Annotated in this window: 19 protein-coding genes; 7 read left to right on the top strand and 12 right to left on the bottom strand. The window is 63.3% G+C overall.

Annotated features, from left to right (window positions below):
• The first annotated feature begins 57 nt into the window (after window positions 1–57).
• The 3 genes from AC5ZG5_RS23535 (at window position 58) to AC5ZG5_RS23525 (ending at window position 4,379) form a co-directional block, all read left to right on the top strand.
• Complete coding sequence (locus AC5ZG5_RS23535; RefSeq protein ID WP_456644076.1) at window positions 58–1,242, top strand: pyridoxal-phosphate-dependent aminotransferase family protein; 1,185 nt, start codon at window positions 58–60, stop codon at window positions 1,240–1,242.
• 195 nt (window positions 1,243–1,437) lie between these two features.
• Complete coding sequence (locus AC5ZG5_RS23530; RefSeq protein ID WP_456644077.1) at window positions 1,438–3,552, top strand: S9 family peptidase; 2,115 nt, start codon at window positions 1,438–1,440, stop codon at window positions 3,550–3,552.
• A gap of 266 nt (window positions 3,553–3,818) precedes the next feature.
• Complete coding sequence (locus AC5ZG5_RS23525; RefSeq protein WP_456644078.1) at window positions 3,819–4,379, top strand: flavin reductase family protein; 561 nt, start codon at window positions 3,819–3,821, stop codon at window positions 4,377–4,379.
• A 325-nt stretch (window positions 4,380–4,704) separates the two neighbouring features.
• On the opposite strand, the gene AC5ZG5_RS23520 is transcribed toward AC5ZG5_RS23525, so the two are convergent.
• The 6 genes from AC5ZG5_RS23520 to AC5ZG5_RS23495 all read right to left on the bottom strand — a co-directional run bounded on the left by AC5ZG5_RS23520 (window position 4,705) and on the right by AC5ZG5_RS23495 (window position 11,531).
• Window positions 4,705–6,147 (bottom strand): aldehyde dehydrogenase family protein, encoded by a 1,443-nt coding sequence (locus AC5ZG5_RS23520; protein ID WP_456644079.1) that lies wholly within the window; start codon window positions 6,145–6,147, stop codon window positions 4,705–4,707.
• Between the two features lie 54 nt (window positions 6,148–6,201).
• Window positions 6,202–6,921, bottom strand: a complete 720-nt coding sequence (locus AC5ZG5_RS23515; RefSeq protein ID WP_456644080.1) for a ribonuclease activity regulator RraA — start codon at window positions 6,919–6,921, stop codon at window positions 6,202–6,204.
• A 216-nt stretch (window positions 6,922–7,137) separates the two neighbouring features.
• Window positions 7,138–8,883: an L-arabinonate dehydratase gene (gene araD / locus AC5ZG5_RS23510; RefSeq protein WP_456644081.1), complete on the bottom strand. Its 1,746-nt coding sequence runs from the start codon at window positions 8,881–8,883 to the stop codon at window positions 7,138–7,140.
• The gene (locus AC5ZG5_RS23505) at window positions 8,880–9,743 is read right to left on the bottom strand and encodes an ABC transporter permease (RefSeq protein ID WP_456644082.1); all 864 of its coding nucleotides are present in this window, start codon (window positions 9,741–9,743) and stop codon (window positions 8,880–8,882) included. The genes araD and AC5ZG5_RS23505 overlap by 4 nt, the downstream gene beginning before the upstream one ends.
• A gap of 11 nt (window positions 9,744–9,754) precedes the next feature.
• A complete protein-coding gene (locus AC5ZG5_RS23500) occupies window positions 9,755–10,519 on the bottom strand; it encodes an ABC transporter ATP-binding protein (RefSeq protein WP_130228639.1) in 765 nt (254 codons plus the stop codon).
• A gap of 4 nt (window positions 10,520–10,523) precedes the next feature.
• A complete protein-coding gene (locus AC5ZG5_RS23495; protein WP_456644131.1) occupies window positions 10,524–11,531 on the bottom strand; it encodes an ABC transporter substrate-binding protein in 1,008 nt (335 codons plus the stop codon).
• A gap of 112 nt (window positions 11,532–11,643) precedes the next feature.
• On the opposite strand from AC5ZG5_RS23495, the gene AC5ZG5_RS23490 reads away from it, so the two are divergent.
• Together AC5ZG5_RS23490 and AC5ZG5_RS23485 are read left to right on the top strand one after the other, a co-directional pair.
• Window positions 11,644–12,363: a GntR family transcriptional regulator gene (locus AC5ZG5_RS23490; RefSeq protein WP_456644083.1), complete on the top strand. Its 720-nt coding sequence runs from the start codon at window positions 11,644–11,646 to the stop codon at window positions 12,361–12,363.
• Window positions 12,364–12,679: 316 nt separating this feature from the next.
• Window positions 12,680–15,808, top strand: a complete 3,129-nt coding sequence (locus AC5ZG5_RS23485) for a PAS domain S-box protein (protein ID WP_456644084.1) — start codon at window positions 12,680–12,682, stop codon at window positions 15,806–15,808.
• Between the two features lie 82 nt (window positions 15,809–15,890).
• Here the strand turns inward: AC5ZG5_RS23485 and AC5ZG5_RS23480 are convergent, their stop codons facing one another.
• Window positions 15,891–16,538: a response regulator transcription factor gene (locus AC5ZG5_RS23480; RefSeq protein ID WP_028162383.1), complete on the bottom strand. Its 648-nt coding sequence runs from the start codon at window positions 16,536–16,538 to the stop codon at window positions 15,891–15,893.
• A gap of 150 nt (window positions 16,539–16,688) precedes the next feature.
• Here AC5ZG5_RS23480 and AC5ZG5_RS23475 point away from each other — a divergent pair, with 150 nt between their 5' ends.
• Window positions 16,689–17,000, top strand: a complete 312-nt coding sequence (locus AC5ZG5_RS23475; RefSeq protein WP_456644085.1) for a hypothetical protein — start codon at window positions 16,689–16,691, stop codon at window positions 16,998–17,000.
• Between the two features lie 98 nt (window positions 17,001–17,098).
• Here the strand turns inward: AC5ZG5_RS23475 and AC5ZG5_RS23470 are convergent, their stop codons facing one another.
• From AC5ZG5_RS23470 to AC5ZG5_RS23450, 5 genes are all read right to left on the bottom strand, one after another.
• Complete coding sequence (locus AC5ZG5_RS23470; RefSeq protein WP_028162385.1) at window positions 17,099–17,428, bottom strand: hypothetical protein; 330 nt, start codon at window positions 17,426–17,428, stop codon at window positions 17,099–17,101.
• Window positions 17,429–17,430: 2 nt separating this feature from the next.
• Window positions 17,431–18,306, bottom strand: coding sequence for a CheR family methyltransferase (locus tag AC5ZG5_RS23465; protein WP_456644086.1), 876 nt, complete (start codon window positions 18,304–18,306; stop codon window positions 17,431–17,433).
• A 33-nt stretch (window positions 18,307–18,339) separates the two neighbouring features.
• Window positions 18,340–18,723: a response regulator gene (locus AC5ZG5_RS23460; protein ID WP_456644132.1), complete on the bottom strand. Its 384-nt coding sequence runs from the start codon at window positions 18,721–18,723 to the stop codon at window positions 18,340–18,342.
• 244 nt (window positions 18,724–18,967) lie between these two features.
• Window positions 18,968–19,348, bottom strand: a complete 381-nt coding sequence (gene flbT / locus AC5ZG5_RS23455; protein WP_028162388.1) for a flagellar biosynthesis repressor FlbT — start codon at window positions 19,346–19,348, stop codon at window positions 18,968–18,970.
• A gap of 169 nt (window positions 19,349–19,517) precedes the next feature.
• Window positions 19,518–21,098, bottom strand: a complete 1,581-nt coding sequence (locus AC5ZG5_RS23450; protein ID WP_456644087.1) for a flagellin N-terminal helical domain-containing protein — start codon at window positions 21,096–21,098, stop codon at window positions 19,518–19,520.
• 607 nt (window positions 21,099–21,705) lie between these two features.
• Here AC5ZG5_RS23450 and AC5ZG5_RS23445 point away from each other — a divergent pair.
• Window positions 21,706–22,413 (top strand): Crp/Fnr family transcriptional regulator, encoded by a 708-nt coding sequence (locus AC5ZG5_RS23445; protein WP_456644088.1) that lies wholly within the window; start codon window positions 21,706–21,708, stop codon window positions 22,411–22,413.
• The last annotated feature ends 24 nt before the right edge of the window (window positions 22,414–22,437 follow it).

Here is a 22,437-nt window from a genome sequence, read left to right as displayed (position 1 = left end):
ATTTGCAGCCAATCCCTGCATCCACGTGTGCGAGGCAGATCAAGCAGGAACCCAACAATGACCGTTCGCGCGGGCCGGGAATTTCTGGCCATCCCCGGACCCACCACGATGCCCGACGAGGTGCTGCAGGCGATGCATCGCCCGGCGCTCGATATCTACTCGGCGGAGATGGTCGAACTGACCGAGAGCCTCTTGCGCGACCTCTCAAAGCTGTTCGCCACCAAAGGCAAATCCTACATCTATATCGCCAACGGCCATGGCGCCTGGGAGGCGACGCTCTCGAACGTGCTGTCGCGCGGTGACAAGGTGCTGGTGCTCGAGAGCGGGCGCTTCGCCATCGGCTGGGGCCAAGCCGCGTCCGCAATGGGCGCCGAGGTCGAAGTGTTGAGGGGCGACTGGCGCCGCGCGATCCGGCCCGCGGAAGTCGAAGACCGGCTGCGGCGCGACAGGGATCACACGATCAAGGCGATCCTCGCCGTGCAGGTCGATACCGCCTCCGGCGCCTATAACGACATCGAGGCGATCGGCAAGGCGATCAAGGCGAGCGGCCATCCAGCGCTGTTCATGGTCGATACCGTGGCTTCGCTCGGCTGCATGCCGTTCGAGATGGACGCCTGGGGCATCGACGTCGCGATGTCCGGCTCGCAAAAGGGCCTGATGACGCCGCCGGGTCTCGGCTTCGTCGCGGCGAGTGCGCGCGCGCAGGAGGTGCACAAGCGCGCCGATCTGCGCACGCCCTATTGGGACTGGACCGAACGCGAGGGCACCGAGCATTATCGCAAATATGCCGGCACCGCGCCGGTGCATCTGTTGTTCGCGCTGCGCAAGGCGGTCGACATGCTGACGGCCGAGGGACTGCAGAATGCGCATCTGCGCCATCGCCTGCTTGCCGAAGCGGTGCGGCGTGCCGTTGCGGTATGGGCCGAGGGCCAGGTGCTCGGCTTCAACATCACCGAGGCTGCCGAGCGCTCCAACACAGTGACCACAGTCACCATGAACGGCCACGACCCGGCGGCGCTGCAGCGCTATTGCAAAGAGAAATGCGGCGTCGTGCTCGGCACCGGCATTGGCGATCTGCAGGGCCAGGCCTTCCGGATCGCCCATATGGGCCATGTGAACGCGCCGATGATCCTGGGCACACTCGGCGTGGTCGAGGTCGCGCTCAACGCGCTCGGCATTCCCCACGGCAAGGGTGGAACCGAGGCCGCGATTGAATGGCTCGGTGAAAGCGTGCGCGCCTGACCGCATCTGGCAATCCACCCATTCGAACCGATATATGTCTCGATGACATCTCGTTCCGACGGTGGTCGTCATTGCCGGCTCGACCCGGCAATCCATCATCTTGCGAAAAACGCCTTTCTTTGATGGATGCGCGGGCCAAGCCCGCGCATGACGAGCGAACAAGACCACGGAACCGAAAGACCATACGAGGACCGAGTGGACCAATCCGCCACCAAGAAACCTGCCCACCCCGCGCCCGTCGCGCCGCGACGGCCGCACTCCTTCACCCGGCACGGCATCACCGTGTCAGACGATTACGGCTGGCTGAAGGATCCGAAATGGCAGGAGGTGCTGCGCGATCCTTCGATCCTTGATCCTGACATCAGGAGCTATCTCGAAGCCGAGAACAGCTATACCGAGAGCCTGCTCGGCCACACCGCACCGTTGCAGAAGAAGCTGGTTGCGGAGATGCGCGGGCGGATCAAGGAAGACGATTCCAGCGTCCCCTCGCCCGACGGCCCGTTCGCCTATTTCCGCAAATTCCGCGAGGGCGGACAGCACGAGATGTTCGGCCGCATGCCGCGCGACGGCGGCGAGGCGCATGTCGTGCTCGATGGCGACGAGCTGGCGAAAGCCACCGAATATTTCAGGTTCGGCGGCAGCCGGCATTCGCCCGACCACAGGCTGCATGCCTGGAGCGCCGACACCAAGGGCTCGGAATATTTCTCGATCCGCGTGCGCGACTGGGCAACCGGCGCCGATCTCGACGACCTCGTCGAGGAGACCGATGGCGGTGTGGTGTGGAGCGCGGACGCGAAGAGCTTCTTCTACGTCAAGCTCGACGACAACCATCGCCCGATGCAGGTCTGGCGCCATCGTCTCGGCACCAAACAGGCCGACGACGTGCTGGTCTATGAAGAGCAGGATTCCGGCTGGTTCACCCATCTGCATGAGAGCGCGAGCGGGCGCTTCTGCGTGATCGCGGGCGGCGACCACGAGACCTCGGAACAGCGGTTGATCGACCTCCAAAATCCCGAAGCGGCGCCGCAGCTGATCGCCGAGCGCGAGGAAGGCGTACAATATTCGATCGCCGACCGCGGCGACGAGCTGTTCATCCTCACCAATGCCGATGACGCGATCGACTTCAAGGTGATGACGGCGCCGCTCGCCGCGCCGGAGCGCAAGAACTGGCGCGATCTGATCCCGCACCGCGAAGGCATCTACATCCTCGATCTCGAACTTTTCTCCGGCCACATGGTGCGGCTGGAGCGCGCCAACGCGCTGCCCGCGATCGTGATCCGCGATCTCGCCACGGGCGAGGAGCATGCGATCGCCTTCGACGAGGCGGCCTATTCGCTCGACACCATGGGCTCCTACGAATTCGAGACGACAAACCTGCGCTTCTCCTATTCGTCGATGACGACACCGTCGGAAGTCTACGACTACGACATGACGAAGCGGACACGGGTGCTGCGCAAGCGCCAGGAGATTCCCTCCGGCCACGACCCGGCCGATTACGTCACCACGCGCATCATGGCGACATCGCATGACGGCGCAGAGGTCCCGGTCTCGATCCTGCACCGCAAGGATTTCGTCCGCGACGGCACAGCGCCGCTGCTGCTCTACGGCTACGGCTCCTACGGCATGGCAATGCCGGCCTCCTTCAGCACCAACCGCCTGTCGCTGGTCGACCGCGGCTTCGTCTACGCGATCGCGCATATCCGCGGCGGCGCCGACAAAGGCTGGGGCTGGTATCTCGACGGCAAGCGCGAGAAGAAGACCAACAGCTTTGATGATTTCGCGGCTTCCGCCCGCGCTCTGGTCGATGCAAAATACACGAGCAGTAAACGCATCGTCGGCCATGGCGGCTCGGCCGGCGGCATGCTGATGGGAGCGGTCGCGAACCGCGCCGGCGAATTGTTCGGCGGCATCGTCGCCGAGGTGCCTTTCGTCGACGTGCTCAACACCATGCTCGACGACACGCTGCCGCTGACGCCGCCGGAATGGCCGGAATGGGGCAACCCGATCGAGAGCGAGAAGGATTTTCGCACCATCCTGTCCTACTCGCCCTACGACAATGTCGCGGCGAAGGACTATCCCGCGATCCTCGCCATGGGTGGATTGACCGATCCGCGCGTCACCTATTGGGAGCCGGCGAAATGGATCGCGCGATTGCGCGCCACCATGACCGGCGGCGGGCCGGTGCTTCTGCGCACCAACATGGGCGCTGGCCACGGCGGCGCATCGGGACGATTCAACCGGCTCGATGAAATCGCGATCGTCTATGCCTTCGCGCTGTGGGCAGTGGGATTGGCGGACGCGGCGGCGTAGCAAACGTAGGGTGGGCAAAGCGCAGCGTGCCCACCTTCACTTGCACCGAGCGTGGATGGTGGGCACGCGGCCGCTCTCTCCCCAGGTCGTCCCGGGCTTGGACCCGGGAGCCATCACCACCAAACATCGTTGTTGACCCACGGTGTAACTCCGAGTCTTCGTCACCATAACTGCCTGTGGTTATGGGTCCTGGCTCGCGCTTCGCTTGGCCGGGACGACGGCGGAGTTTGAAGCGCAAACGAGGACGACGACTGAGAGGAGACCCGATGCCGCGCTACACCAAGACGGATTTTCCTGTCGACAACGTGCGCCGCTTGCTCGAGCCGGGGCCGATCGTGCTGGTCTCCTCCGCGCACAGGAATGAGACCAACATCATGACCATGGGCTGGCACATGATCATGGAGTTTCAGCCCTCGCTGATCGGCTGCTACATCTGGGACGCCAACCATTCCTTCGAATTGATCCGGCGCAGCAAACAGTGCGTGATCAACGTGCCAACCGTCGAGCTGGCGCCGACGGTGGTCAAGATCGGCAACAGCTCCGGGCGCGACATCGACAAGTTCGCCGCGTTTGGCCTCACACCCAGGCCCGGCGAGCAGGTGCGCGCGCCGTTGATCGCGGAGTGCTACGCCAATTTCGAATGCCGGCTGATCGATTCAAGCCTGATCCGGAAATACAGCCTGTTCGTGCTGGAAGTGGTGAAGGCGCATGTCGCGACCTCGCCGAAATATCCGAAGACGATTCATTATCGCGGCGACGGCGAGTTTATGATCTCCGGCGAGAATACGCGGAAATATCGCAAGCTGTTCAAGCCGGAGATGTTGTAGCGGCTAGAGCGACGTTCCGCCGGGCGACGGCAACGCCGGCTTAGAGCGTGATGCATTTGGTTGAATCGGTTTAGCCGCAAGTTCACCTCTCCCGAAGGGAGAGGTCGCGCCGGAGGCGCGGGTGAGGGGTTGCGGTCCCTCGATGGAGCAGATCCCCTCACCCGGCGCTGCGCGCCGACCTCTCCCCGATGGGGAGAGGTGAGGAGGCAGCGCCATGACCGATTCAATTCGACCTTATCTCATCACGCTCTAGGTTCTTGTTTTGACGCGTTCTTCACGCGAACAGTGCCCACTTCGCTCGAAAACGCTCTAACGTCCGCTGCCCTCACGGATTCGTGTAAGCGGTCTTCACGGTGGTGTAGAACTCGGCGGCGTATTTGCCCTGCTCGCGCGGACCATAGCTCGAGCCTTTTCTGCCGCCGAACGGGACGTGATAGTCGACGCCGGCGATCGGCAGGTTGACCATCACCATGCCCGCCTCGGCGTTGCGCTTGAAGTCGCTGGCGTATTTCAGGCTGGTGGTGCAGATGCCGGCGGAGAGGCCGAACTCGGTATCGTTTGCGGTCGCCAGCGCCTCGGCGTAGTCGTTGACGCGAATGACGCCCGCGACGGGTCCGAAGATTTCCTCGCGCGCGATCCGCATCTTGTTGGTCACTTCGGTGAACAGCGCCGGCTGCAGATAAAAGCCGGGCGCATCGCGCTTCAGCCGTTCGCCGCCGAACACTAGCTTGGCTCCCTCGTCCTTGCCGATCGAAAGATATTTCAGGTCCTGATCGAGCTGGTTCTGGTCGACGACCGGGCCGATATCGGTGCCGGCCTTCAAGGCGTCGTCGACCTTGAGGCCGCCCAGACGCTCGGTGAGCGCGGCGACGAATTTGTCGTGAATGCCCTTGGTGACGATCAGCCGCGAGGCCGCCGTGCAGCGCTGGCCCGTGGAGAAGAACGCGCTGTTGACGGCACATTCGACCGCGACCTTCAGGTCGGCATCGTCGAGAATGACCAGCGGATTCTTGCCGCCCATCTCGAGCTGGAATTTCTTCATCGGCCGCGATGCTACGCAGGCCGCAGCGACCTTCTGGCCGGTCGCCACCGATCCGGTGAAGCTGATCGCGGAGACATCCGGATGTTCGAGCAGCGCGGCGCCGACCTCGGAGCCGCGGCCGATCACGAGGTTGAGCACGCCCTTGGGCAGGCCGGCACGCTGCAGGATGTCGACCAGCGCCCAGGTCGAGCCCGGCACCAGGTCAGCCGGCTTGATCACGACCGTGTTGCCATAGGCGAGCGCGGGCGCGATCTTCCAGGCCGGAATCGCGATCGGGAAGTTCCAGGGCGTGATCAGGCCGACCACGCCGAGGGCCTCGCGGGTGATCTCGACGTCGATGCCGGGCCGCACGGAAGGCAGCTTCTCGCCGGCCATGCGCAGGCACTCGCCTGCAAAGAACGCGAAAATCTGGCCCGCACGCGCGGCCTCGCCGATGCCCTCCGGCAGGGTCTTGCCTTCCTCGCGCGAGAGCAGGCGGCCGAGGTCATCCTTGCGCGCCAGAATCTCATCGGACGCCTTCTTGAGGATGTCGTAGCGGACCTGCGGTGTCGCCCGCGACCATGCCGGGAATGCCGCCTTGGCGGCCGCGACCGCGGCATCAAGCTGGGCGCGGGTGCCGCGCACGGCCTCGCCGACAATGTCGTTGGTATCGGACGGATTGACGTTGGGCGAGCGCGCGCCGTCCGACAGCCATTCGCCGTCGATCAGATTGTTGAACATCAGCATGGCTTTCCTCCGTCGTGACTGGTCCTGGCGCCGACCATAAGCGTAAAAAGTGGATCAGCGTCCATTCCTTTTCCGCCACGCCGCGAAATCGGTCAAGGTCTGCGGATCGGTGGCGGGATAGAGACCGAAGATGCCGCGGCCATTACGGACTTCCTCAGCGACGAAATCCTCGAACGCGGTCATCTCGAAGGTTTCTTCGGCGATCTCGTCGGCCAGATGCGCGGGGATGACGATGACGCCGTCAGCATCGCCGAGGATCACGTCGCCGGGAAACACCGGCGCGTCGCCGCATCCGATCGGAACGTTGATCTCGATCGCGTGATGCAACGTCAGGTTGGTCGGCGCGCTCGGCCGGTGGTGATAGGCGGGAAAGCCTAGCCCGGCGATCTCTGCGGAATCGCGAAACCCGCCGTCGGTCACGACGCCAGCAACGCCACGCTTCATCAAGCGCGTCACCAGGATGGCGCCGGCAGAGGCGGCACGCGCATCCTTGCGGCTGTCCATCACCAGCACCGCGCCGGGCGGGCAATCCTCGATCGCCTTGCGCTGCGGATGTGAACGGTCGCGGAAGACCTCGAGCTTGTTGAGGTCCTCGCGCGCCGGCATGTAGCGCAGCGTGAAGGCTTCGCCGACCATGATCGGCTGGTCCGGGCTCAAGGGGTGGACGTCCTGGATGCACTGGATGCGGAAGCCGCGCTTGTACAGCGCGGTGGCGACGGTGGCGGTAGAGATGGCTTTCAGCTTGTTGCGGGTGGTGTCGCTGAGTTTGGACATGTGAACTGCTCCTTCGTCATTCCGGGAGAGATGCTGCGGCTCCCTCTCCCGCTTGCGGGAGAAGGCTGGGGTGAGGGTTCTCTCCACGAGTCCCCCAGCGGAGAGAGCCCTCACCCGGCGCTATGCCGTAGCCGAAGCTTCGCTGCGGCGTCCTTTAAGAACGGCCGCCGAAGGCGGCCTACGCCTCGCCCGCAAGCGGGAGAGGTGAAACAAGAGCTAATAAATCGACGGCTCATCGACCGGCTTGCCGAAGCCGGTTTCAAGAAAATCGAAATCGCAGCCTTCGTTGGCCTGCTTGATGTGGCGCGTAAACATCCAGCCATAGCCGCGCTCGTAGCGGCGCTCCGGCTGCTTCCAGGCGGCGCGGCGACGTACGAGCTCTTCCTGCGGCACATCGAGGGTGATGCTGCGGGCGGCGACGTCGAGGGTGATAAGATCGCCGTTCTGCACAAGCGCGAGCGGACCGCCAATATAAGCTTCAGGCGCGACATGCAGGATGCAGGCCCCATAGCTGGTGCCGCTCATCCGCGCGTCCGAGATCCGCACCATGTCGCGCACGCCCTGCTTCACGAGTTTTGTGGGGATCGGCAGCATGCCCCATTCCGGCATGCCCGGACCGCCCTGCGGCCCCGCATTGCGCAGGATCAGCACATGATCGGCCGTCACATCCAGATCGGGATCGTCAACCGCCTTCTTCATGGAGGGGTAGTCGTCGAACACCAGCGCCGGGCCGGAATGCTTCAGGAAGCGCCGATCGCAGGCGCTGGGCTTGATCACGCAGCCGTCGGGCGCGAGATTGCCCTTGAGCACCGCGAGCGCACCCTCCTTGTAGATCGGGTTGGCGACGCTGCGGATGACATCGTCGTTATGGACTTCGGCGCGGGCGATATTCTCCCCCAGCGTCTTGCCGGTCACAGTCAGGCAGTCGAGATGCAGATGATCCTTGATCCGGCTCATCAGCGCCGGCAAGCCGCCGGCGTAGAAGAAATCCTCCATCAGATAGAGATCGCCGCTCGGGCGGACATTGGCGATAACAGGCACCTCGCGGCTCGCCTTCTCGAAATCGTCGAGGGAGATGTCCTGGCCGGCGCGGCGGGCCTGCGCGATCAGATGGATGATCGCGTTGGTCGAGCAGCCCATCGCCATCGCCACCGTGATCGCGTTCTCGAACGCCTTCCGGGTCTGGATCTGTTGCGGGGTCAGATCCTCCCAGACCATCTCGACGACGCGGCGGCCGCATTCGGAGGCCATGCGGATATGACCGGCATCCGCGGCCGGAATCGAGGAGGCACCCGGCAGCGTCATGCCGATGGATTCGGCGATCGCGGTCATGGTGGAGGCGGTGCCCATGGTCATGCAGGTGCCGTAGCTGCGGGCGATGCCGGCTTCCATGTCGACCCAGTCATCATCGGAAATCTTGCCGGCACGCCGCTCATCCCAATATTTCCAGGCGTCCGATCCCGAGCCCAGCGTGCGGCCCTTCCAGTTGCCGCGCAGCATCGGACCGGCCGGCAGATAGATCGTGGGCAGGTTCATAGAGGTGGCGGCGAGCAACAGCGCCGGCGTGGTCTTGTCGCAGCCGCCCATCAGCACGACGCCGTCGACCGGATGGCCGCGCAGCAATTCTTCCGCGTCCATCGCCAGCATGTTGCGATAGAGCATGGTGGTCGGCTTCAGGAACGATTCCGACAGCGACAGCGCCGGCAGTTCCATCGGAAAGCCGCCGGCCATCAACACGCCGCGCTTGACGTCGTCGACGCGGCTCTTGAAATGCATGTGACAGGGCTGGGCGTCCGACCAGGTGTTGATGATCGCAATCACCGGCCGGTCCTTCCACTCCTCCGGCGCGTAGCCCATCTGCATGGCGCGCGAGCGGTGGCCGAAGGCCCTGAGATCATCGGGCGCGAACCAGCGCGCGCTGCGGAGTTGGTCGGGGCGCTTCTTCTTGCTTTTGTCGCTCATGTCTGGGTGCCCCACTTCTGGACCGTGTTCCGCTCGATGGTGCGGAAGATCAGGTTTTCGACGATCAGGCCGATGATGATCACCGTCAATAATCCGGCGAACACGGCGGGAATGTCGAGCAGGTTGCGGTTCTCAAAGATGTACCAGCCGAGCCCGCCCTGTCCCGACGACACGCCGAACACCAGTTCGGCGGCGATCAACGTGCGCCAGGCAAAGGCCCAACCGATCTTCAGCCCGGTCAGGATCGGACTGAAAGCCGCGGGGATCAGGATGCGCGCCACATAGGGTAGTCCGCGCAGGCCATAATTGCGGCCGACCATGCGCAGCGTGTTGGACACGCCCTTGAAACCGGCATGGGTGTTGAGCGCGACCGGCCAGAGAACGGAATGAATCAGCACGAACACAAGACTGCCATTGCCAAGCCCGAACCAGATCAGTGCAAGCGGCAGGAGCGCAATCGCCGGCAACGGGTTGAACATCGCCGTGATCGTCTCGAGGAAATCCGTGCCGATGCGGGTCGAGATCGCGAGGATGGTCAAGATCGAGGCCAGGGCAATGCCGGCGGAATAACCCATGAACAGTACTTTTAGCGACGCCCAGGCCCGCATCGGGATGGTGCCGTCGCGCACCTTCTCGAACATGGTGACGACGGTGTCATGGAAGGTCGGGAACAACAGGGGATTGTCGAGCCACAGACCGTAAGCTTCCCACGCTGCCGCCAGGAAGACAATGATGAGCCCCTTGCGCACAAAGCCGTCGTCCCAAAGCAGCTCCCACACACTCAGCTTGCGCTCGACCTCGCCTGCGGCCGGCGCGGCCACTGCATTGCTCTCGCGCAGCAGGATCGTTGCTTCTCCCATCGCGCCTCTCCTCAGTGTGCGGTTGCCGGCTCAGCGAACAGCAGATCGTGTATCTGCTTCTCCAGCCGTGCAGCGCTGCCGTCTTCGCTGGAGACGCGGTCGACGTCGACGACTTCGGCCTTGACCCGCCCCGGATGCGGCGACAGCAGCAGGATGCGGTTGCCGATCTTGATAGCTTCCGCGATTGAATGGGTGACGAACAGCACGGTGAACTTGGTATCAGACCAGAGCTGCAGCAATTCGTCCTGGCAAGTCCGACGCGTCAGCGCGTCCAGCGCCGCGAACGGCTCGTCCATCAGCAGAATGTCCGGCTCCATCGCCATGCCGCGCGCGATCGCGACGCGTTGCTTCATGCCGCCAGACAACGTATGCGGATAGCTATCGACCACGCGAGTCAGCCCGACCTTCTCGATATAGGCCCGAGCCTTCGCCTCGGCTTTCTTGCGAGGTAGCCGCCGCGCGGTCAGGAGCGGAAACATCACATTCTCCAGCACGGTTTTCCACGGCAGGAGTTGATCGAACTCCTGGAAGATCATCATCCGATCGGCGCCCGGCTCGACGATCTCGCGGCCGTCAATCCGCATCTTGCCCTCGCTGGGCCGCAAGTAGCCGCCGACCGCCTTCAGCAGCGTGGATTTGCCGCAGCCGGACGGCCCGAGCAGCACGAAGCGATCGGAGCGATCGACCGTGAAGGAGACGCGTTCGGTCGCTGTGATGACCGCGTTCGACGTCTTGTAGCGCAGCGTCACATCGGAGACGTCAAGGAGCGGCGCCATGGGATCAACTGCCCTTCAGGTCATGCGCGACCGGCAGGTAATAGTCGGTCCACGCCTTGGGCTGCGTCTTCAGCGTACCCGTCTTGAAGAGATGGTTGGCGAATTTCATGGTGCCCTGCGGCTCCAGATTCCACTCCATCATGCCGGGCTCCTTCAGCCAGGCCAGCAGATCTTCAACTGACGTCTTGTCGCCAGTGATCTCCTTGTAGATTTCGACCGCGAGCTTGGGATCGCTTCGGATCAGGTCATGCGCTTCCTTGGTCGCCAGCCGCACGGCCTGGATGATTTTTGGATTGGCGTCGGCGAATTTCGTCGTGGTGAAGAATTGCGCCTGGCTAAGCGGGCCGCCCATCACGTCAGGCGAGTTCAGCACGACATGCGCGCCCGGCACATTCTTCAGCTCAAGGAAGGTGTAGGGAGGGATCGAGAAATGACTGCGCACCTCATGCTGCGGATTGGACATTGCGGCATAGGCATCGGGGTGGCCGAGCTGCACGGTGTTGGAATCGAGCTTCGACCATTGATCCGAGCCGAACAACTCGCCGGCCGCGATCTGCAGCACGATGGCCTGCGTCGAGACCTTCACGGTCGGCAACGCGATCTTATCGTTCGGCCCAAAATCCTTCAGCGACTTGATGTTGGGATCGCGGCTGATCAGCGTCATCGGCTGCGCGGAAGTGGCGACAATGCCTTTCACGCCGCCGCGGGTCCGATCCCACAGCAGCAAGAGATTGCCGGTGCCGGTATTGAGGATGTCGACGCCGCCCGCAAGCAGCGCATCGGTCTGCGCGCCGCCGCTGGAGAATGTCAGCCATTTGGTGGCGATGCCGGGCACGCCAAGCGCCGCGGCATGTTTCTCGATCAGCTTCTGCTTCTCGATAATGTGGCTCGGAATATAGAAAATACCCGGCTGCCGCGACAAGGCGATTTCCGGCTTTTGCTGCGCCAGTGCCGCCGGTCCCTGCAGCAAACCAAACGCCACGGCGGCGCTCGCAAGCGTCCGCCACATCATCCTGTTCATTACGCGCTTCCTCTCAGGGTTGCGGATTGACCACCCCTGCGGAAATGCACTAATGTATTAGTGCATCGTTGGCAAGCCTCTCGCGGGCGTAACGGCAATTCAAATGGATCCACCGGTCATCGGCCAGCGTCGTGTCGTCCCGCGATCGAGCGGGCTGCTCGATCGCGACCGTCAGGCGGCGCCGCAAGTGTTTGAGCGCCTGCGCGGCATGATCATCGCGCTGGAACTGCCGCCGGGCTCACCGCTGTCGCGCGCCGCGCTGGCAGAACAGTTCGGGGTGTCCTCGACGCCTATCCGCGACGCGCTGAAGCGGCTCGAGGAGGAAGGTCTCGTCGAGGTGTTCCCGCAATATGCGACGGTCGTCAGCCGGATCGACCTGCGCCGCGCGCAGCAGGCACATTTCCTGCGCCAGGCGGTCGAGCTGGAGATCGTGCGCGTGCTCGCGCTGCAACCGGACGAGGCGCTCGTCGCCGATCTCAACTCCACCATCGCGCGGCAACAGCAGTTCGCAAAGGCCGGCGCGTTCGAGAAATTCATGGCCGCCGACAACGAGTTCCACGCGCAGCTATACGAGGCCGCCGACAAGCAGGAAATCTGGACCCTCATCCGCAGCCGCAGCGGCCACATCGACAGGTTGCGCCGGCTGCATCTGCCCTCGCCCGGCAAGGCGCAGGATATCGTCCGCCATCACAAGCTGATCGCCAAGGCTATCGCCGGCGGCGAGCCGGAGGAAGCGCAAAAACATCTGCGAACCCATTTGTCGGGGACGCTGAGCGAGCTCGCGCAGATCCGCGCGCGGCATCCGCACTATTTCAGCGACTAGAGCTTTTTCGGTTCTGATGGAATCAGAGCCGAAGCTCCAGGTTTTTGTTTTGACGCGTTTTCTTCACGCGAACCGGTGCCCACTTCGCTCGAAAACGCTCTAATGCGCGGCGCGCAGGTGTCGAACCGACTTTTCTTCAAATCGTCATCGCGCTTCGGCTCTTTGTATGAGCATGATCTCCGCGCAAACGCTTTTGCGTTTGTCGCGAGCGAAAAACCGATTTCCACTTTTCCGGATCATGCTCTAGCATCGGTCGCCCGAGCCGGGATGACACCCCGTCGCCTGGTCCGGACAGAGGAAGGCCGCGACCGCACAGATGACGCTCACAACCAGACTCGCCATCGCCATGATCGCGCTGGTTGCGATCACAGTGGGCGCGGTCGCGTGGCTGAGCCATCGCAGCCTGGAACAGGAGATCGTGCCGCGGGTGCTCGACCGGATCGAGGCGCATTCGCGCTTCGTCGCGGGCGACCTCGCCACCTATACCGACAGCGCGCGCGCCGACATCGTGATCTTTCGCGATTTTGCCGCGGTGATCGGAATGATGCGGGCCCGTCTCAATGATGGAACGGATCCGGTCGATCATGTCGGCGAGGCAGTGTGGCGCGAGCGGCTGGAAGGCCGCCTCGCCGCGCAGCTTGCGATCAAGCCGGCTTACGCGCAGCTGCGCTATATCGGCGTTGCCGATGGCGGGCACGAGATCGTCCGCGTCGACCGTTCGGGGCCGCATGGCGCCGTTCGCGCCGTGCCCGAAGCAGAGCTGCCGCGCGCCCGCGACGCGCCCTATGTCCGCGACACGCTCGCGCTTGGCGTCGGCGGAATCTATGTCTCGCCGGTCGAACTGGACAAGGACGCCGGCGCGGCGCAGCCGGCGCCGATCCTGCGGGTGGCGACGACGGTGCCGGCGGCCGACGGCAAGCCGTTCGGGATCATCCTGATCGAGATCGACATGCGCAGCGAGTTGGACCGCGCGCGAAACTCGGTACGGCAGGGCGAAACGGCCTATGTGGTCGACAGCAGAGGCAACTACCTCGTCCATCCCGACCGCACGCGCGAATTCGGCGGGCAGACAGGATCGGGAGCCGACTGGCGGCGCGACTTCCCCTATCTGGCGTCGGCGCAGGGGACCACGCAGGGCTTCTCGCGCATGGTCGAAGGCGCGGGCGGACGGCCGAACGGCGTCGCGCTGGCGCCCGCGCTGCTGGTCGACAATCAATGGATCGCGGTGATCGAGACGGTTCCGAACGCGGTGTTCATGGCGCCGGCGGCGACGATCCGCAACAGCTCGATCGTGGTCGGCCTGCTCGCCGTGCTGGCCGCGGCGGGACTGGCGATCCTGATCGCGAGATCGCTGATGCGGCCGATCCGGCAATTGACGGCGGCGGTCGAGAGCGTCGCACAGAAGGGCACCGACGCCATTCCGGTCGACGCGCCGGGCGAGACCGGCGTGCTGGCGCGCGCCTTCGTGCGCGTGATCAGCGAGGTGAATGCCAAGACGGTTGCGCTCGAGCGTGAGGTGGTCGAACATCTGCGGACCGAAGCCGCGCGCGACCGCCTCGCCGGGCGCGAGCGCCTGTTCAGCGCCGCGGTCGAATCCGCCAACGACGCCGTCATCACGGAGTCGCTGGACGGCATCGTCACCGGCTGGAATCCGGCCGCGGAGCGCCTGTTCGGCTACACCGCGACTGAGGCGGTGGGCCGGCACATCTCGCTGATCGTGCCGCCCGACCGCGCCGCGGAGACCGACGACGTGCTGCGCCGGATCGGCTGTGGCGAGGCGATCGCGAACAACGAGACCGTGCGCCTGCGCAAGGACGGCACGCCGGTCGAGGTCTCGCTCTCGATCTCGCCGATCAAGTCGGCATCCGGCGCCATCATCGGCATCTGCAAGACCGCGCGCGACATGACCGAAAGCCGCAAGGCGCAGGAAAATTTGCTCGAGAGCGAGCAACTGGCGCGCGGCATCATCAACAGCGCGCTCGATGCCTTCGTGCAGATCGATCAGAAGGGCATCATTCGTTACTGGAATCCGCAAGCCGAGAGCCTGTTCGGATGGCCCCGCGACGAGGCGCTCGGCAAGAACGTGTTCGAGCTGCTCGGGCGGCCGGACGGCCCGCTCAGGGCGGCGCTGGGGGCCTTCCTGCACTCAGGCGGCGTACAGTTGCAACAACCGCGCCGCGAGGTGCAGGCACGGCGGCGCGACGGCACCGAGTTCACCGCGGAACTGAGCATCGCCGCGCTGAAGACCCGTGACGGTTTCGTGTTCAACGGCTTCGTCCGCGATCTCACCGACAAGATCGCCGCCGAAGAGCGCATGAGGCAGGCCGAGAAGATGGAGGCCGTCGGCCAGCTCACCGGCGGCATCGCGCATGATTTCAACAATATCCTCACCGTCATCACCGGTACGATCGAGATCCTGGCCGATGCGGTGAAGACCGAGCCGCAGCTTGCCGCGATCACCAAGATGATCGACGAGGCGGCCGCGCGCGGCGCCGAACTCACGCAGCATCTCCTTGCATTCGCCCGCAAGCAGCCGCTCGACCCGCGCGAGATCGACGTCAATCTCCTGATCGTCGAGACCACCAAGCTATTGCAGCGAACGCTCGGCGAGCATGTCGAAATCGAATCGATCTTCGAGGACGAGACCTGCCTTGCCATCGTCGATCCCAACCAGCTCGTTACCGCGATCCTCAACCTCGCGCTCAACGCCCGCGATGCGATGCCTGACGGCGGCAAGCTCGTGCTCGAGACGGGAACCGTGTTCCTCGACGAAACCTACGCGAGACTGCAGGGCGACGTGCGGCCGGGGCGCTATGCGATGATCGCGGTGAGCGACACCGGCACCGGAATTCCCTCCGACATCATCGACAAGGTGTTCAATCCGTTCTTCACCTCGAAGGGGCCCGGCAAGGGCACCGGGCTCGGCCTCAGCATGGTCTATGGCTTCATCAAGCAGTCGGCGGGGCACATCAAGATCTACAGCGAGGAAGGCCACGGCACCACGGTCAAGATGTACTTGCCGCCTGCGACCAGCGCCACAGCCACGATCGAGCCGACGCTCACGGCGAAACTGCAGGGCGGCAACGAAACCATCCTCGTCGTCGAGGACGACAAGCTGGTGCGCGACTATGTGCTGACGCAATTGCACTCGCTCGGCTATGTCACGCTGGATGCCGCAAACGCTGCCGACGCGCTCGCCATCACCCGCGCCGGCAAACCGTTCGACCTCTTGTTCACCGACGTGATCATGCCCGGCATGAACGGCCGCCAGCTAGCGGAAGAGATCCACAAGCTGAAGCCCGACGTGAAGGTGCTGTTCACCTCGGGCTACACCGAGAATGCCATCATCCATCACGGCCGGCTCGACGAAGGCGTGCTGTTGCTGGCGAAGCCCTATCGCAAGTCGGACATGGCCATCATGATCCGCAAGGCGCTGGCTGGATAGCGACGCAATCGATCGCATCAGACGTCGCAATTAGCCCGCGCAAAAAAGACGATGTCGTCCGGGCCTTGAGCCGGGACGACGGCTAGGCCGAGCGCTGCTGTTGCTGCTGCGCGGTCATGACGATGCGCACGAGGTCGGCGGCGTTCCTGGCGCCGAGCTTCTTCATGATGTTGGCGCGGTGATCCTCGATCGTGCGCGGGCTGATGCCGAGGTGACGTCCCGCTTCCTTGTTGGAAGCGCCCGCCGTGAATTGTTCCAGCACCTCGCGCTCACGCCGCGTCAATGGCTCGCGTCCCGGGAAATGCAGCGTCGCTATCTGCGATGCGGAACTGTCGGCCTGGCGCCGCGTATAGGCGCCGATCGCCTCGTCGAGGCGAGCGACGATCTCGCTGCCGCGGAACGGCTTCTCGATGAAGTCGAGCGCGCCGTTCTTGATGGCGCTGACGGCCATCGCGATGTCGCCCTGTCCCGAGATCATGAAGATCGGCGCCGGATACTCCTCGCCGTGCAGTTCCTTGAGAATGTCGAGGCCGGATTTGCCGGGGATGTGGACGTCGAGCAGGATGCAGGCCGGCGTCCTGGTTCGCGCCACCGACAGCAGCGCGGCGCCGTCGGCAAAACAGATCACCTGATAGCCGGCTGCGGACAGCACCATCGAAAGCGTGTCGCGGACGGCGGGATCGTCATCGACTACGAAAATCTCCCCGCGGGAGGGGGCACTCTCAGCCATAGGTCATTCCGTCCCTACTGGTGAAACCTGCAACCGAAACAATGGCTCCGACCGACATCGCATCGCATTGGCCCGTATTTGTACGGGACGACGGCTTAACGCACAAGTAGCACCGCGGTCCCTAAAGATAGGCTCCCGTGGAGAATGCGCATGCAGAAAGCTGCAGGAAACAATATCGCCGCCAAGGCCGTCGATGGAAACGACGCCTATGAATCGATCGTCTCGGACCTGATGTGCCTGATCGGGCAGGTGCAGGCGAGCCTGTCGCGGATCGAGAACGCAATCGTCTGCGAGACCTCGCTTGCTTCCATGGAAGCCGCCGACGCCGACATTTTCGTGCTTGATGATGTCACGCCCCGCTATGCTGTAGCGGGAGCGGCGCTGAAGGCATGCGACGCCGGCCTCGGCGCGGCCCTTGAGTTCCTGCTCGAGGCCAAGGCAATTGAGCACCAGCTAAACTAGAGCATGATCCGGAAAAGTGGAAACTGGTTTTCCGAAAAAGATCATGCTCGAACAAAGAGCTAAAGCTGGATGACGATTCGAGGAAAAGTTATCGCGCTTTAGCCGGCCGTCTTGGGGCTTTCAGTTCCCGACGCCGCGGCGAGGCGCTTTCTCACAGGCTTGCCCCGGATGAACTGGATGTCGATCTCGGTGCCGTTGACGCGGACCAGTTCGCAGCGGCGGTAGGCAAGCCCGGTCGAGGACAGCAGCAGGAAAAATTCCTTAAGGTTGAGGCCCTGGATGGAGCCTTCGACGTTCAGGGCCGCGTCATTCTCGGAGATGGCGTTGAGCACGCAATTGCGCCGCCAGGTTCCATCGATGGCCATGATGCACACCTCATAGCCGCGACTGAATGTCACTCGCTCCGCTGCCCTGCTGGTCTCCTTCATCGTCAGCGTCCTCCGATCGCGGCCATCCTGGGCATTGCGGCAGCCGCCATCGGGGCGACCGCTGGACGGGTGCCGGTCGGCCGATAGAGGCCGCGCTTTTCAGGACAGGGTTTGAAGACGTCGGTCAGGCCGACGACGGTTTCGGCCGCGCCGAGCACCAGGAAGCCATCTCCTTCGATCGACCTGGTGAGGCGGTTGAAGATGTTGATCTTGGTGTCCTGGTCAAAATAGATCAGGACGTTGCGGCAGAAGATGACGTCGAAAGTGCCGAGCTGCGCGAAGTCATGCAGCAGGTTGAGCTGCCGGTGCTGCACCATCGCGCGGATGTCGGCGTTGACCTGCCAGAGCTCGCCGTTCTGCTTGAAATACTTCACCAGCAATTGGATCGGCAGGCCACGCTGCACCTCGAACTGGCTGTAGATTCCGGCCTTGGATTTCTCCAGCACATCCTGCGACAGATCGGTCGCGAGGATCTCGGTGCGCCAGCCCGCAAGCTGCGCGCTCATCTCCTTTAGGCACATCGCGAGCGAATAGGGCTCCTGCCCGGTCGAGCCGGCGGCGCACCAGATCCGGATCGTCCTGCGGGCCGCCCGGGCCTTCAACAGTTCCGGGATGATCGTATCGCGGAAATGATCGAACGGCGCCTTGTCGCGGAAGAAGAAGGTCTCGTTGGTGGTCATGGCCTCGACCACCTGCGCGATGTGGCGAGCCGATCCGCCCTTCATCTTCTGCACGAGATCGTCGATGCCGGAGAGGCCGCATTTGCGCGACAGCGGCAGCAGGCGGCTTTCGATCAGATATTGCTTGTCCGCGGACAGATCGAGACCGGAATGGTCCTTGAGCAATTTGCGCAGATACTCGTAGTCGGAAGCGTTCACGATAGCCTCTTGGCGCAAGGGATTTTCGAATGATCAGGTGGGCATCGAGGCCGCACACAGGCCGACTTCGTGGAACTTGGCGGCGATGATGTCCTTGTCGAACGGCTTCATGATGTATTCGTCGGCGCCCGCCTCAAGCGCGCGCGAGATGTGATCCATGTTGTTCTCGGTCGTGCAGAACACGACCTTGGGCAGGTCGCCGCCGGGCAGCCGGCGCAGATGGAGCAGGAATTCATGGCCGTCCATCACCGGCATGTTCCAGTCGAGCAGCACCGCTGCGGGCATGGCACGACGACAGGCGTCCAGTGCCCGCTCACCGTTCTCGGCCTCGATGATCTGGAAATTGAGTTCTTCCAGGAAGCGGCGCGCGATTTTCCGCACCACGCTGGAATCATCGACGACAAGGCAGGTCCGCACCTGCTCGCCGACACGAGGATCGTCCATCTGAATTCGCCTCTCGATTGTTCTTGTAGATGCTGATCAATCGATAGGCCTTGGCGGCTCACAACCACTTAATTTTACCGTCCGTGCGAATACGGATGGCATGTTGATACCGTGCGGCAGGGAACCGCCGAGGCGCGTCATCGACGGCCGTCGCGCGCCCAGACACGAAGACAATGAATTCGCTGGAGTTTTCGCGTGTGAGGCGGAGCCGGCAGGCTCAGGCCGCGGCGCGCTGCTGCTCGCGCTGCATCAGCTTGCGGATTTCCTTGAGCGCCTTGTAAAGCGCGCCATCCGCGACATGACGGTTAACCAGATCGAGCGCCTCGCGCGTGCTGGCATCGGCCTCCCGCAGCTCCTTGACAAAGCCGAGATAGGCGGTCCGATAACGCTGCACCTCGTTCTTCAGATACATGGTCTGGACGCAGTGATAGAGCCGCCTCGCCGGGGTGTTGGCGGTCTCCGCGGTCACGGTGTCACGTTCGCGCAGGATCGGCGCTTCGCCGTCGATCAGGAAGGACGTGCGGGTGCCGGAGTTGATCAGCACGGTCTCGCCGATGACGATCCGTTCAAACGGCTTCAGCTCGACGCGTAACGGCATGATCGTCTCCTTTTCTAGGCAACGGCGCGGGGGCTTGCTCGCCCTCAATCTTCGAAATCTTCGTCGCGCAAACCGGCAGCAGGTGCGACGCCATCCGGTCTCGCAATTCGTCAGTCCGAAAGCGGCGGAGTTGCCTCCGCCGCTTCCGTGTTCGGTTTTGTCGCAGCGCTCAGCGGAGGAGCTGGAGCACGCTCTGCTGGCTCTGGTTGGCGAGCGCCAGCGCGGACACCGCGATCGACTGGCGGGTCGACAGCGCCTGGCTGTTGGCCGCTTCCTCGTTGGTGTCGGCCAGCGTCAGGTTGGACGAGCCGGTCTGCAGCACGTTGATCAGGTTCTTGGAGAAGTCCTGACGGATCTGCACGATCGACAGGTTCGAACCGAAGGCCGACGCCTGCGAACGCAGCGTGCTCGAGGCATTGTTCAGCGAAGTGAGAACCGTCTGGGTGCTGTCGTTGTCGATGAAGTCGGTCCCGGCAGTCAACGACGCCAGGCCGAGGCCGGCCGGATCGTTGGTCACGCCGTTGATCGTCAGCGTCGACTTGCCGGTTTCGTTGAACACCAGCTTGAGCTGATCGCCGTTCAGCAGGTTGATGCCGTTGAAGGACGCATCCTGCGCCGTCGTCTTGATCTGGTCGATCACCGTATTGTACTGGCGGACCAGATCCGCACGGGTGTTCTGCGCGTTGACGTCCTTGACCGGCGCAGTCGTGGTGAGAGTCCCGAGCAGACCGCCAGCACCCGTGGCGCTGCCGGTGATCTTGCCGGTCAGATCAACCGACGCATCGTCGTTCGCAGTCGTGATGCTCAGCTTGCCATCGCTGGAGATCGAAGCCGTCAGGTTGCTGTCGGCGAGCTTCTTGTTGAGGTCGTCCAGGGTGTTCACCGCACCGGCGCCGGTTCCGATGGTGATGGTCTGAGCCGCTTTGGTGCCGATCGCAGCGATGCTGAGGACCTGGTTATCCTTGGTATTGGTCGGCTTGGTCTCACCGGCCGTAAGACCCAGCTTGGCGAGGACCGTGCTGGACCCACCAAGAGTGATGCTGTTGGTCTTGTCGGCGGCGGCGTTGCTGATGGTCAGGACGTTGCCGGCGCTGACCGACGACGTGCCACCGGTGATGCCATTGATCGCGGTAAGAACATCCGCCACGGTCGAGTCGGTGGCGCCGGCAGTGTATGTCAGATTGATCGTGACGTTGCCCGCAGCGTCCGTGGTCGAGGCCGCGGTGGCACCAGCGCCGCCGGTCGCGAACGTGATCGTCTTGCCGTTGACGGTGAACGAGTCGCCATTGGCAAAGCCGGCCGCGGTGGTGGTTTCGGTGCCGGCCAGGTTGGTGACCGCGGTGCCCGACACGGTCGCGGCCGTATCGGCGTTGCCGAGCAGGTTCGCGGCCGTCGCGCCGGTCACGGCCGCCGACGTGGCGGTCGACTTGGACGAATAGCCTGAGGTCGCCTGCAGCGCCTGGTTGGCGATCGACTTGGCGCTGTCGACCAGCTTCTGCAACGAGGTGATGCCGGTGTTGGCTGCCTGCAGCACCTGCACGCCATTGCCGATGCCATCGAGCAGGTTGTTGATGTCGCTTGCGCGGTTGTCGAGCGAGGCGGCGGTGAAATAGTTGGTGGGATTGTCGAGGGCCGAGTTGACCTTCTTGCCGGTCGAAAGGTGGCTCTGCGTGGTGGCGAGCAGATCAGCGGTCGACTGCAGCGAGAGCAGGTTCTGGCGAACCGAAGCCGAGAGAATAATGCCGGACATAGTTTGATACCCTTCTGGATGAACACACGATTGACGCAGCCGCCGGAAACTTCACTCCGGCGACCGTGCCACACTGTTCCGGCGGCGCTACCCGTTCGTTAAATCGCTCCTCAGTACAAATACCCAGAAACTCCGCGCGCAGACGCATTTCTCAGTAGTTCTACTGAGATGATCGCAAGTGTGAACGCGCAGATCGAAACAGCAGCACGCATGATGGATTGCGATCGCGGATCGCACAGCAGCAACTCTCGTCGTCGACAGACAAAGCGAGCGTGATGGATTTGGAATGTTTCGTGCTCGTCTCGTCGGAGAAGACAGCCACGTTGCGCGAACAAGTTCCTTTCGATCGTGCGTGGTATTTCGCATACACACAGCGCCGCCATTCGCACAGCCGTTTCGCCGTTGATCGCTTGTCCCACCTCGCACGAATCAGCGCGCGATTTTTGGTTCGGTCGCAAACGAAAACGTCTATCTGCCCGGTAAGGTGTATAGCCACGCGCGTGTAGCTCTTGTGCAATCGTGAGGGAAAGCTATTCTTCGCGCTATCCGACATGCCATGAGTAGGTGACGCGAGACGGTGAGCTCCCGCCTTTCGGCAGGAGAAGGAATGTCTGGATCATCGCGTCCGTCCAATCATCTGTTGCAGACTCTGCCAGCGGCGGAAATCGAGTTGCTGCGGCCGCATCTCGCAATCGTCGAGCTGACGAAAGACGCCGTGCTGTTCGAGGCCGGTGCGCCGATCGGCGATGTCTATCTGCCGCATAGCGGTGTGGTTTCACTGATCGTCGGCTTCACGGAAGGTGAAACCGTCGAAGTCGCCAAGATTGGACGCGACAGCATTGTCGGCGGCACTGCCGTGCTCCATGACGGACCATCGCTGGCGGATGCCGTCGTCATCATACCCGGCATCGCCTCGGTTCTCGCAACCGATCGCCTGCGCGCCGCGATGGAGGCGAGCAGCACTCTGCGGCAAGTTCTGGTCAGGCACCAGCAGGCGCTGTCCGTGCAGGCCCAGCAAGCCGCGACATGTCATGCATCTCACACGGTCGAATCCCGGCTGTCACGCTGGCTGCTGCACGCGCGAGAGTTGTGCGGCGGAGAGCCACTCCCGTTGACGCAGGAATGTCTGTCGCAGTTGCTCGGCGTCCGGCGCAATGCCATTTCGATCGTGGCACACGCATTCCAGGAGGCTGGGCTGATCCGCTACAGCCGCGGGAATATCGAAATCATCGATCTCGAAGGTCTGCAGAAAACCGCCTGTGAGTGCTACACCGTGGTGAGGACGCAATGCGGTCGACTGCTCAAAACGGAATGAGAAGCCTCTGGAGCACTTTCGGTT

The organism is Bradyrhizobium sp. Ses1, assembly GCF_059512365.1.
This window is presented reverse-complemented; position numbering and strand designations above follow the sequence as displayed.